The following is an 11,965-nucleotide window of genomic DNA, read 5'->3' as shown; positions in this document are numbered from 1 at the left end:
ACTTCACTAGTAAAATACTTATAAAGTATCCGGGTGCCTGTTTCCGATACCCGACTCGCCCACACCCGTTCTGCGCTCGCCCACGCCACTTCCCGAGCGGCCTGGCGCCAGGCGATGACGCTCGGGCAGGCCGATGCGACTATCGCTCCAGCCCTGCGCGTCGGCGCCGCCATCGCCGTCGTCCTCGTCGGTGGAGGCATTCTCGGCAGGCCCGAACTTGCCGGGTTCGCCGCGCTGGGCGCCCTGTGCAGTGCCTTCGCACGACACGAGCCGTACCCACGGCGCGCAGGAAAGTTGGCGCTCGTCGGCGGCTCGATAGTTCTCTGGGCGACGCTGGGCGCCGCGCTGGGCACGATGACGGACTCCTCTACCCTCGAGATAGTCGCAATCTCCCTGACGGCCGGAGTCGCGGCACTCGTCCTGTCGGCCTTCTCGATAACCGGACCCGGCCCTGTCATCCTCGTGTTCGCTTCGACCGCTGCTGTCGGGTTCGCGAGCGCAACCGGGGACGCGGCCGAAGTGTTCGTTTCGGTGTCCATCGGTGCTGCCATCGGATGGGTGGCAGCAATGCTCCCGGCATTGCTGCATCCGGTCGGGCCCGGTCAACTCGCGGTCGCCCGCGCTCTCGCGGCCACCGACTCCAGACAAGACGGCATCGCCCGAGCATCGATCGAACGCGCTCGCGTGATCGTCGCACTCAATGCCCGGCCGACCTCGCGCGCACACAGCCTCGGACTGACTGCTCTCCTCGACGACGCCGAGCACCTGCTCGACGCCTGGGCACGCGACGAAGATCCCACTCATGCAGCGGAACTCCTCGCTCACGAGCGCGCGCTGCGAAAGATGCGCAGGTACGACGCGTTACCGATGCGCGCTGCCGAGCTCGCCACTACACCTGAAAACTTCTTTGCCGTCGGCGTACGCATGTTGACCTCACGTGCACTTGTGATCAATGCAGCACGCATCGCCGTGGCATCATTGTTGGCCGCTTGGTGCGCAACTGCTTTCGGCTTCGAGCATCCGTTGTGGGCGACCATGGGCGCGATGGCGGCCATGCAGGGCATCACTTTTCACACGACGGTCGAGCGCGGCATCCAGCGGCTACTCGGGAATGTCGGCGGCGCTGCCATCGCCGCCGCACTGATTGCAGGTGCGTTCGGATACTGGCAGACGACGGTCGCCATCATCGTTCTGCAGATCGTTGCCGAACTCCTCGTCATGAAGAACTACGCCCTCACCACGATCGCCGTCACACCGATGGCGTTGCTTCTGACCGGCATAGCCGGACAGCTGTCCCCAGCCGTCGCGATCAGTCGGGTCGGCGACACCCTCATCGGTGTTCTGATCGGGATCGTCGTCGCTGCCCTCACCATCGGAATCGGAGATCGCCAGCACGAGAACGCACTGGCCTAGAGCGACACTACGTCCGGTGAGACGGTGTTACTGTGCAGTTCGAATCGACGAGCGTGGGGGCAATCGTAGTGAATTCAGGACTCGGTAGACGATCATTTCTCGCCGCCACCGGGGTCGCGGCAGCCCGGCACCGGTCCGACGACCGATGAATTCGAGAACACCCGCATCATCGGCATGCGCCAATTCGATACTGCGCGTGCGCAAACCGAGTCCGCTGCGAGCGCCGTCGGCACCGGCATCGATGTCCGGTGGACATATGCAGACTTCTCCGGATTCACCGTCCGACCGGAGTTCACCGGCGATGACCGCACACACACCACCAGCCCCGCAGCTCTCGGTGCCGCCTTCGCGGCGTCGAGCCAGGAAGACGGCGGTGGGCTGCCGGAGCTCGGCCTTCAAGAGGGCGAACGCGGCGGCAATCCCGCACTGGCAGCGCTCAGCTCGGTGGTGATGCCGCAGTGGCTACGAGATGCTTATGCTCCGAAGGACATCCTTCTCCCCGTCGGATCGATACCAGGAATCGTGCAGCAACAGCTTCCTTTTCACCTCGCGCGGCTGGGCGGTTTCTTCCTGTTCTCCTGCCCGTTCGAGCCGACCATCGTCGCGGGCTCACGCTTGCGGACAGCCCTGGCCGACACACTCGGCGTCGACGCCGATCAGATCGTCGTGCAGGGATACACCAACGGCTACGGCCATTATCTGACCACCCCCGAGGAATACGACCAGCAGGACTACGAAGGCGGCGCGACACCGTTCGGCCGTTGGCAACTGCCGGCAACCGTCCAAATCGCCGTCGACCTCGCAGCCGCTATGCGAGATGGCAGGGCCGTCGACAACGGCACTTCGCAGCCCGACCTGACCGGCGCGATACCGAACTCTCCCAGCGGAGTCGCGTTCGTCGACCTTCCGGCTCCTGGCAGGGCATTCGGCGACGTCCTGAGTCAGCCGGCCCCGCAGTAAGACGTCGGCGCACATGTCGCCGTACGGTTTTCCGGTGCGAACCCCAACTCGAATCTGCGACGCGACGACACCTACTTGGCTGTGGAGCGAGCCGACGGTGTGAACTGGGTTCGAGAGTACGACGACAGTGACTGGTACACCACCATCGTCTTCGACAACTCCGGGCCGATCACCGACACCACGATCGCGTGGGATGTCCCCGCTTCGCAGCAGTCCGGGCGCTACCGCATCGTGTATTTCGGTGATGCCCGGTCGATCGATGGCCGGCTCACACCGTTCACGGGAACCTTTGCCGAGTTCGAGATCCTGCCGTCGTGACCTTGCTGTGATTATTGTGTGACCGATACGTAATGGTCGCTTGGGTTGGCTGTGTCCCCGAGAGGGGAACGTAGAGGACGGTGCTGCGGCGGAACCAGTTCCACGCAGCACACCTTTACCAACGACCTATCGGGAGGCTCGACATGTCCACAGCCAGGATGACAGCAGTGAAGAGAAGTCTGGGCGGCGTAGCAGCCATCGGCACAGCACTGGCGTTCGCCGCACTCGTTCCTGCGACGGCGTCCGCCGCCCCGGTCGGATGTACGACCGCACCGGGCGGCAACGCTGAAGCGTCGCTGGTCGGAAGCTCACAGTGCGACAGTCAGGCCGACGCCAGCAGCGCGGCAGCCGGATACGGGTTCGAAGGCTGGGGATCGGCGAACGCCATGGCGAACGCAGCAGCACTCGCTCTCGGATTCAACGGCGGCACCGCCGTAGCGGACGGCACGGCAGGCGGAGGACCGGCGGCGATCGCTTTCGGACCGGGCAGCTTCGCGGACAACTCGGCCGTAGGGCCAGGGCTGTCCATCGCGATTGCCGGCCCAGGTGCCACCATCACGCTGACCCCCACCGGGGCCGTATGCCAGGGACCCGGAATCGCGGGGAGCTTCACCACCCTGCAGGGCTGCATCGGCTGACCTGATCTCAGCACAGGTTCTACGAAGAAAACTACGTTCTCGCGCTCCGCACCCGAGCGCGAGAACGTAGTTGTATTCACGCAGGTCCAGCGGCGCTTAAGCTACCGACATGCGTACCGGTGGCGTGCAGCAGGCGGATAGATGACTACCTCGGAGTTCAGCGAGGCGATGCTCGCTTTGACGAGAAGGCTGCGCAAGCAGCGGCCGGTGCACTACCTGACACCGAGTCAGATGCAGATTCTGGGCGACGTCGAGCGAAGCGGCGGATCGAGCGCCCCCGTCGACCTCGCTGCGATGCAGGGCGTACGGATCCAGTCGCTGACAAGTAATCTCAACGCCCTCGAAGCCGAGGGTTTGGTGACCCGTACCCCGGACACCGCCGATCGGCGAAGATTGTTGATCGTGATGACCGCAGAAGGAACGACCCTCGTCGCAGCGGACCGTGCACAGCGCGACAAGTGGCTCGCCGACGCGATGGACGGGGAGCTCACTCAGCTCGAACGCGATGTCCTTCATCTATCGGCTCCCATCCTTTGGAAACTCGCTCGACGGGCGGATTCCGCCGGGGTGATTGACCTTCCGGCGAGGCTCGTGAACCATGTAGAGCGTTAACCCATGAAGTGGCGCCTGTGCCGCGAACAACGAGGAGCTCGAGCGAGATGATGTCCTACCTTCTGTATGACCTGTTACTCCCCCAGGTCGGCCACGACATTGCAACGTATTGGGCAACGCTGCTGGTCATCAATCCAATCTGACACGCTCGAGAAAAAGCCACTCGGCCCCCGCAGGAGATAGTCCAGCGAGGGCCGAGTTTTTTGTGTTCTCACGCCTTCGGGAGTCGTCTTCAGACGGGCGAAGTAGCCGTCGGCAACAGCCGTGAGAGGACATCGGACAGCGTCACCACGCCGAGTGTCTGCCCTCCTTCGACGACGAGCGCAAGATGATTGCTCGTTTCGCGCATCGAGGCCAGTGCTACGTACACCGGAGTGTCGACCTTCAAGGTGAGTACCGGGCGAGTGATCTCGGAGAGGGTGACATCACCGTTGAGAGTGTCGCGAACATGGACCACACCGCTGACGGTTTCACTGTCGCGCACGAGAATTCGGAGGTGTCCCGACTCGATCGACGCTGCTCGGACGTCCGCGATCGTCGCCGCCGAGGACACTGACACAGGCAGACCCGGCGACATCAGAAGGTCACGAACCACCAGCTTCTGCAGGTCCAGCGCGCCGGAAATCTGCGCCGAGTAACTGCTGTCCAGCGCTCCGACGTTGACGGAGTGTTCCACCAGCTGGCGCAGGTCCTCGGCGTTCTGTCCCGAGGCGAGCTGTCCGGATGGTTCGACGCCGACCTTGCGTAGGCACCAGTTCGCCATACCGTTGAGAGCGAGAAGCATCGGGCGAGTGAGCCACATGAATCCGCGCATCGGAATGGCCAGCAACGTCGCGGACCGTTCCGGATGGGCGATGGCCCACGACTTCGGAGCCATTTCGCCGACCACGAGATGAAGAAAGGTGACGATGATGAGCGCAAGCACGAAACCGGCCACGTCCGACACCCAATACGCGATACCCCAGGACTCGAAAGCGGGTGTGAGCCAATGGTGTACGGCTGGTTTGGTGGTGGCGCCGAGGGCCAACGTGCACAGGGTGATGCCGAGTTGTGAACCTGCCAGCAGCACCGTCAGTTCGCTCGAACTACGCAGGGCAGCACGTGCCGACCTGCTGGTGCTTGCTGCATCCTCGAGCCGGTGGCGTTTTGCCGCGAGCAGCGCGAACTCGACGGCGACGAAGAAGGCACTTGCAGCGATCAGGCCGACAGTGACCGCCAGCACGATCCAGGGATCACTCATCGGTGGGAATCCTTTTCTCTGTCATCGGAGCGGTCGGTATCGCCGCTACGCGAATCACGTTGTCCCAGCTGGAGGCTGACCAGCGACGGTACGTAGTTGTCGATCTTGCGCACCTCGAGCACCACGTATCGCTCGGGTACTTCGTCGTCGTCGTTCACCAGGTCGGCCGAATCGGCGGGCAACTCGACTTCCACTCTGGTTCCGACGCTGGGCAAAGCTCCATGATGGGAGATGATCAAACCGGCGATCGTCTCGTAGTCACCGCCGGGCAGATCGTGATCGATGGAGCGTTCGACCTCGTCGATATGAACCTCACCGCTCATCGTCCAAGTACCGTCCTCCGCTGCAATCGGAGTCGGATCGACCTCATCGCTGTCGTGTTCGTCGGTGATCTCCCCGACGAGCTCCTCGGCCAAGTCCTCGATGGTGAGGACACCGGTCAAACCGCCGTACTCATCGATCACACAGGCGAGCTGATTGTTCGAAGACTGTAATTCGAGAACAGCGTCGGGAAGTGATTGCGTCTCCGGCAGAATCAAGGCCGGGCGAACGAACTCGCGGACTTCGGCGTCGGGCCGATCGACGGCGATCAGAATGTCCTGCAGATGCACCACACCCACGATGCCGTCGTCCTCGTCCAGCACTGGATAGCGAGAATGCTCGTGACCCATCGATGCCGTGACACTTGCCAGCGAATCGTGGGCACGCACGGTCGCAGCACGAGATCGCGGAATCATCGCATGCTCGACGGTTCGCGTCGGGAAGTCGAGGATGCGATCGAGGAGATCGGACAATTCGTCGGGCAGATCGCCGGAACCTCGCGACTCGGCAACGATATGTTCGAGGTCACGGAGCGTCGCGGAGTGTTCGACGTCGTGCACCGGCTCGATCTTCAGCACTTTCAGCAGCAGATTCGATGCCTGGTCGAAGATGGTAATCAACCATCCGAACAGCTTGAGATACATCGTTGTCGACAAGGACAGCCAGCGTGCGACCGGCTCGGGCCGGGCGATCGCGAAGTTCTTGGGAAACAGCTCGCCGAACAACATCTGGACGAACGTCGAGAACAGCAGCGCTATTACGGCACCGATACCTATTCCGACCGCGGTCGGAATACCGACCCCGCCGAGCATTGTGCCCAGGGATTGTCCGATGAGCGGCTCCGCGACGTAACCGACGAGAAGCCCGGTCACCGTGATCCCGAGTTGCGCGCCGGACAGCATGAACGAGGTGCGCTTGGTGACCTCGAGAGTGCGCCGCGCGCCCGGGTCGCCGGCCTCGGCGCGAGCTTTGAGTCGAGATCGGTCCACAGTCATGTAAGCGAATTCCTGCGCCACGAAATAGCCGGTGACGACCGTGATGAGGAAGACGACGAGGACGCCGAGCAGGAGGGTGAGCACTTCGCTCATTCGCCGGACACCGCCTCGCACATTGTCGACATCGTGCGTGGAGCCGCGTCCGGCCCGGGTCTATCGCTGTCCATGAATCCTCTGCTTGTGGGCGGGGTGGTGATTTGTCCGATTGTACCTGGCCATTCGAATGCCAGATCGGTCGCAGGCGGCGCTGCAGACGGCTTCGACATCATGCCGCCCGTCCTGCCGTCGAGCTTGGATCTCTTCGTCGACCACGTCGTGCCGATCCTGCAGGCTCGGGGACTGTTCCGTACCGAATACATCGCGGACACGCTGCGGGGGCATTACGGACTCGCGAGGCCGGAAAACTCCAACGCTGTTGCGGGGCTGAAACTGGGCTGAGAGGAATATGCTCGATCGCTTCGGGTACATACGTGCGCGAGAGGTAACGCCACAAGACTGGAAGCGAGCTCCCTTTGACCGAACAACTGACGGTTCGACGCGTGATCGACGCCCCCGCAGCATCGATTTTCGCGGCCCTGGCGAATCCGGAACTACAGGCCGAGCTGGACGGATCGGAGATGCTGCAGGGCGCAATCGACCCGATGCCGCTGACAACTGTGGGCGAGATGTTCGCCATGGAGATGTATCAGCCTGCGATCGGTGAGTACGTCATGGAGAACACCGTGTTCGTCTTCGAGCAGGATCGCCGGATCGGGTGGATCCCCAACAGGAAGGGCATGGAGCCGCGCGGAACCCGCTGGTCATGGGAGCTCGACGCTGTTACCGACGACCGGACCGCCCTCACCCAGGTCTACGACTGGTCACGCGTCACCGATATGGAGTTCCGCAGGGCTGCCAGGTTTCCGCGAGTGAAGGAAGAGCAGATCGTCGACACGATGCGCAAGCTCGCCCGGCATCTCGGAGTGCCGATCGAGGACTGAGACGAGAATTTCACTGCGTCGACAAATCTCCTCATTTGTCCATCAGGTTTACATATTTGAGGTATTGTCATCTACTACGTGACATGCACCACTTGTAATCCACGTCAGATGAGGAGTTTGCGTCGTGGCAACCCAAATGAGTCCCCAGTCGAGCGCCCCTATTGAGGAGTGGCACGACAAGAAGCGTTACCTATGGCTGATGGGGCTCGTGCCGCCCACCGCCGTCTTCTTCGCGACCGCAATGATCTGGGTCTTCAACCAACTCGGCTGGTCTGCGGTCTCCCCCGTGCTGTGGTGGATCGGGCCGATCCTCGTCTACGGGTTGTTGCCGGCGCTCGATCTGTTCTTCGGTCCGGACGGTCAGAATCCGCCCGACGAGGTCATGGAGCGTCTGGAGAACGACAAGTACTACCGCTACTGCACGTACATCTACATCCCCTTCCAGCTCGCGAGCCTCGCCTTCGCTTGCTACCTGTGGACAGCCGAGAACCTCAGCTGGCTCGGGATCGAAGGCGGCCTCGGGCTCGCCTCGAAGATCGGACTCGCCATCAGCATCGGCGTCGTAGGCGGCGTGGGAATCAACACGGCGCACGAAATGGGACACAAGAAGCCGAGCCTCGAACGCTGGCTGTCGAAAGTCACACTGGCGCAGACGTTCTACGGACACTTCTTCATCGAGCACAACCGCGGCCACCATGTTCGCGTTGCAACACCGGAAGACCCCGCGAGCTCGAAGTTCGGAGAGAGCTTCTGGCGCTTCCTCCCCCGCAGTGTGTGGGGAAGCCTGCGCTCGTCGTGGGAGCTGGAGAAGACCCGTATGGATCGACTCGGCAAGTCCACGTGGAACATCCGCAACGATGTCCTCAACGCCTGGCTGATGTCGATCGTATTGTTCGGTGGCCTCATCGCCGTGTTCGGCATCGAAATCGCGCCGTACCTGATTCTGCAGGCCGTCTACGGATTCGCGCTCCTCGAAACCGTCAACTACCTGGAGCATTACGGGCTGCTTCGCGGTAAGACGGCCTCCGGCAGATACGAGCGCTGCGCACCGGAGCACAGCTGGAACTCCGATCACATCGTCACCAACATCTTTCTCTATCACCTTCAGCGGCACAGCGATCACCACGCCAACCCGACCCGCAGGTACCAGACCCTGCGCAGCATGGAAGGTGCACCGAACCTCCCGAGCGGCTATGCAAGCATGATTGCCCTCGCCTACTTCCCACCGATCTGGCGAAAGGTGATGGACCACAGGGTGTTGGAGCACTACCTCGGTGACATCACCAACGTCAACATCGAGCCCAGCAAGCGCGCGAAGATCCTTGCTCGCTACGGTGCTACTCCAGAGGCACAGTGATGGCCGGCTACCGATGCCCCGTGTGCAACTTCGTCTACGACGAGACCGTCGGCGCACCGCGTGAAGGATTTCCAGCCGGCACCCCGTGGGCCGACATCGCCGACGACTGGCCGTGCCCGGACTGCGGCGTCCGAGAAAAGATCGACTTCGAACAGAAAGCAGACTGACATGTCCACCGATTTCAAGCTCTACCAATGCATCCAATGCGGATTCGAGTACGACGAGGAAATCGGCTGGCCCGATGACGGCATCGAGCCAGGGACCAAATGGGAGAACATCCCGGAGGACTGGAGCTGCCCCGATTGTGGTGCCGCCAAGGCCGACTTCTTCATGGTCGAGATCAGCAGGCCGTGACGGCGGGCGGTAATGTCGACGAAGTGACTGTGCGACCGGAGACGACCAGCCCTTTCAAAAGCGCTGTGACCAGCCTGATGCGCACCACTATTCTCGACGCGCTCCACTCTCTGCTCCTCGCGCACACCTGGTCGAACGTCAACATGACGGACGTCGCCAAGACTGCGGGGGTCAGTCGCCAAACCCTCTACAAGGAGTTCGGCACCAGAAAGGGTTTGGCGCAGGGCTACGCGTTGCGGCTCACCGACACCTTCGTCTCGGCCGTCGACAGCGCAATCTACGCCAACGAGAACGACAGCCTTCGCGCGTTGTATCTGGCCTTCACCCAGTTCTTCGGGCGGAGCGCCTCCGACCCACTCGTGTTGTCGATACTGACCGACGACCCACCTCCGGATCTACTTCGTCTCGTCACCACCGAAAGTGGAATTCTGCTCGAACATGCGGCATCTCGACTTGCCGAGACCTTCGAGCACAGCTGGATTCGGGCCTCACCGCACAACGCCGACGTCCTCGGCCGCGCCGTCGTGAGGCTGGCATTGAGCTATATATCGATGCCCCCGTCGAATTCCGCCGACGTCGCCGCCGACATGGCATCACTGCTCGCGCCCTTCGTCGACACCGTGAAGGATTCGGCCTGACGCATCGATGATGTCGTCCTCGGACAGCAGAACCTCGAGCGCCGCGTCGCCCAGTGGGATGAAACTGTCCGCGCTCGCCACCCTGCGGACGATGCCGTCGAAGCCTGCGTCGGCCAGCGCCGCGATCACTCCTTCACCGACTCCGCCCGTTCTACGAGTCTCATCGACCACAAGGACTCGACCGGTCGCACGAGCATGGTGTTCGATGTCGGCGATGGGCAGCGGAGCGATCCAGCGTATGTCCACCACGCGTACACCGATGTCGGCTTTTTCGAGCGCGCGAGCAGAGCGCAGGCTCATCCGGACACCGTTACCGAACGTAACGATCGTCAGATCGTTTCCCTCGCCGTACACCCGCGCGCGGCCGACCTCCACGGTCTCGGTCGGATAGCTGCTCATCCACTCCCCGTCACCGTCCTCGTACAGGTCTTTGTTGTGGTACAACGCAATCGGCTCTAGGAAGATGCACACCGCACCGTGGCGAACCGCTACGTCAGCGCAGGTCGACAACATCGAGGCAGCGTCGTCGGGGCGCGACGGCGAGGCAATGACGATCCCGGGGATATCCCTCAGTGCTGCAACAGCATTGTCGTTGTGAAAGTGTCCACCGAACCCCTTCTGATAGCCGTATGCAGCGATACGGACCACCATCGGATTTCGGTACTGCCGATTGGAGAAGAACTGCAGTGTCGCCGCTTCACCCCGAATCTGATCGGCCGCATTGTGCAGGTAGGCCAAGTACTGAATCTCCGCAATCGGCAGTAATCCAGAAATGCCCGCTCCCGCAGCGAGTCCGAGTATCGCCTGCTCGTCGAGAACGGTATCGAACACACGCGCAGGTCCAACACTGTCCAGCAACCCACGCGTGACGCCGTAGACACCACCCTTCCTGGCGACATCCTCCCCGAACAGGACTGCCTGTCGATAGCGTTCGAGAACCTCGAGCAACGCTCGGTTCACCGCCTGCGCCAACGTCAACGGAGCCCCTGGCCCCGCCACAATCGCTGCCGCAGACGATGTGGGGCCTGCCTGCGGCGTCGAGGCGACGTCGCGCATCATCTCCGAAAGCGGCTTCATCACCTCGGCCGCAGAACCGAGGTGCGGTAGTTCAGCGATCTCGCGTGCAGCCCCGATCACCAGAGCACGCTTGGCTTCGTAGCGTTCCAGTACATCCTCGGCAGAGAGGGCTCCGTTCTCGATCAGCCACCGTGCCGTGCAGAGAACAGGATCTCGCGCATGATCAGCGGAAATTTCCGAAGCTCCACGGTACGCAGATTCGACGTCGGATCCGGCGTGGCCCATCAATCGGACGGTGCGCAAATGCAGAAAAGCCGGCTTGCGGTGCGTACGCACCCAGGTCGATGCCGCCGTCGCCGTCTCGAGAACTTCGTGCAGGTCGTTGCCGTCGGCGTAGAAGTATTCGAGCCCATGTCGTTCGGCGAAGTTGGACGCGATCCAACCCGCCGGTGTCCGCACGCTGATTCCGATGCCGTTGTCCTCACAGACGAACAGCAGCGGCAACGGCACACCCTGGTAAGCCGAGTGGACGGCAGTGTTGATGGCGCCCAGTGCCGTCGAATGGTTGGCCGACGCGTCGCCGACACTGCAGATCACGACGGCATCCGCAGGCCACGGTGAGGGCACACCGAGCTTTTTCGCTCGTGGAATCGAGAATGCGACGCCGACTGCGCGGGGAAGATGCGAGGCAATGGTCGAAGTCTGTGGAATGACGGCAAGGTCGGCCCGGCCGAACACTTTGTGACGTCCACCGGACATCGGCTCGCTCGCCGCCGCGACGAGGCCTTCGAGGACGTCGCGTATCGGATCGCTGCCGCCTCCCTGGCGTGCACGTTCGAGATAGAAGGCTCCCGAACGGTAGTGCAACAACGCCGGGTCCGTCGGTCGTAGTGCACCGGCAACCGCTGCGTTGCTCTCGTGTCCGGCGCTACCGATCGTGTAGAAACCTCGGCCGATCGAGCGGAGCCAGCGCGCCGCGAGATCGAGATGTCTGCTGCCGAGCTGGGCATCGAACAGCTCGAGGATGCGGTCGGTCGAGGCTGACCGGCTCACCGAGCTGCTGCCTGAGCACAGGGAACCGACTCGATCCAGAAAGTACTCGTCGATCGGTTCGGCCATGGC

At 62.4% G+C, this 11,965-nt stretch carries 12 protein-coding genes and 2 pseudogenes; 11 read left to right on the top strand and 3 right to left on the bottom strand.

Going from position 1 to position 11,965, the window contains the following annotated elements; genetic code table 11:
• The first annotated feature begins 33 nt into the window (after window positions 1–33).
• From QMK32_RS07795 to QMK32_RS07775, 5 genes and pseudogenes are all read left to right on the top strand, one after another.
• Window positions 34–1,413 carry an FUSC family protein gene (locus tag QMK32_RS07795; protein WP_502943552.1) on the top strand — a complete coding sequence of 460 codons (1,380 nt, stop codon included), beginning with the start codon at window positions 34–36 and terminating at the stop codon, window positions 1,411–1,413.
• Between the two features lie 72 nt (window positions 1,414–1,485).
• Entirely contained in the window at window positions 1,486–2,373 is an 888-nt protein-coding gene (locus tag QMK32_RS07790) for a neutral/alkaline non-lysosomal ceramidase N-terminal domain-containing protein (protein ID WP_283474704.1), read from the top strand.
• 15 nt (window positions 2,374–2,388) lie between these two features.
• Window positions 2,389–2,691 (top strand): annotated as a pseudogene (locus QMK32_RS07785) (neutral/alkaline non-lysosomal ceramidase C-terminal domain-containing protein); the annotation flags it as partial.
• Between the two features lie 158 nt (window positions 2,692–2,849).
• On the top strand, window positions 2,850–3,329 hold the full coding sequence (locus QMK32_RS07780) for a DUF6764 family protein (RefSeq protein ID WP_283474703.1): 480 nt from the start codon (window positions 2,850–2,852) through the stop codon (window positions 3,327–3,329).
• Window positions 3,330–3,470: 141 nt separating this feature from the next.
• Window positions 3,471–3,941, top strand: a complete 471-nt coding sequence (locus tag QMK32_RS07775; protein ID WP_269301289.1) for a MarR family winged helix-turn-helix transcriptional regulator — start codon at window positions 3,471–3,473, stop codon at window positions 3,939–3,941.
• Between the two features lie 232 nt (window positions 3,942–4,173).
• Here the strand turns inward: QMK32_RS07775 and QMK32_RS07770 are convergent, their stop codons facing one another.
• Both QMK32_RS07770 and QMK32_RS07765 read right to left on the bottom strand, forming a co-directional pair.
• Window positions 4,174–5,181: a hemolysin family protein gene (locus tag QMK32_RS07770; RefSeq protein ID WP_283474155.1), complete on the bottom strand. Its 1,008-nt coding sequence runs from the start codon at window positions 5,179–5,181 to the stop codon at window positions 4,174–4,176.
• Window positions 5,178–6,590 (bottom strand): hemolysin family protein, encoded by a 1,413-nt coding sequence (locus QMK32_RS07765; protein ID WP_283474154.1) that lies wholly within the window; start codon window positions 6,588–6,590, stop codon window positions 5,178–5,180. Before QMK32_RS07765 ends, QMK32_RS07770 begins: the two co-directional genes overlap by 4 nt.
• A gap of 150 nt (window positions 6,591–6,740) precedes the next feature.
• On the opposite strand from QMK32_RS07765, the pseudogene QMK32_RS07760 reads away from it, so the two are divergent.
• From QMK32_RS07760 to QMK32_RS07735, 6 genes and pseudogenes are all read left to right on the top strand, one after another.
• Window positions 6,741–6,935 (top strand): annotated as a pseudogene (locus QMK32_RS07760) (LLM class flavin-dependent oxidoreductase); the annotation flags it as partial.
• 74 nt (window positions 6,936–7,009) lie between these two features.
• Window positions 7,010–7,477, top strand: a complete 468-nt coding sequence (locus QMK32_RS07755) for an SRPBCC family protein (RefSeq protein ID WP_283474153.1) — start codon at window positions 7,010–7,012, stop codon at window positions 7,475–7,477.
• Between the two features lie 136 nt (window positions 7,478–7,613).
• On the top strand, window positions 7,614–8,834 hold the full coding sequence (locus QMK32_RS07750) for an alkane 1-monooxygenase (protein WP_283474702.1): 1,221 nt from the start codon (window positions 7,614–7,616) through the stop codon (window positions 8,832–8,834).
• Complete coding sequence (locus QMK32_RS07745; RefSeq protein ID WP_269301293.1) at window positions 8,834–9,001, top strand: rubredoxin; 168 nt, start codon at window positions 8,834–8,836, stop codon at window positions 8,999–9,001. The genes QMK32_RS07750 and QMK32_RS07745 overlap by 1 nt, the downstream gene beginning before the upstream one ends.
• A 1-nt stretch (window position 9,002) precedes the next feature.
• Complete coding sequence (locus tag QMK32_RS07740) at window positions 9,003–9,188, top strand: rubredoxin (RefSeq protein WP_269301294.1); 186 nt, start codon at window positions 9,003–9,005, stop codon at window positions 9,186–9,188.
• 23 nt (window positions 9,189–9,211) lie between these two features.
• Window positions 9,212–9,826, top strand: coding sequence for a TetR/AcrR family transcriptional regulator (locus tag QMK32_RS07735; protein ID WP_349307550.1), 615 nt, complete (start codon window positions 9,212–9,214; stop codon window positions 9,824–9,826).
• On the opposite strand, the gene QMK32_RS07730 is transcribed toward QMK32_RS07735, so the two are convergent.
• A complete protein-coding gene (locus tag QMK32_RS07730) occupies window positions 9,782–11,962 on the bottom strand; it encodes a thiamine pyrophosphate-dependent enzyme (protein WP_283474152.1) in 2,181 nt (726 codons plus the stop codon). The genes QMK32_RS07735 and QMK32_RS07730 overlap by 45 nt on opposite strands.
• Window positions 11,963–11,965 lie beyond the last annotated feature (3 nt).

It is taken from the genome of Rhodococcus sp. H29-C3, from assembly GCF_030063405.1.
Taxonomy (GTDB): domain Bacteria; phylum Actinomycetota; class Actinomycetes; order Mycobacteriales; family Mycobacteriaceae; genus Rhodococcoides.
The sequence above is the reverse complement of the archived record's forward strand: the minus strand, read 5'-3'. Positions and strand labels throughout refer to the sequence as shown.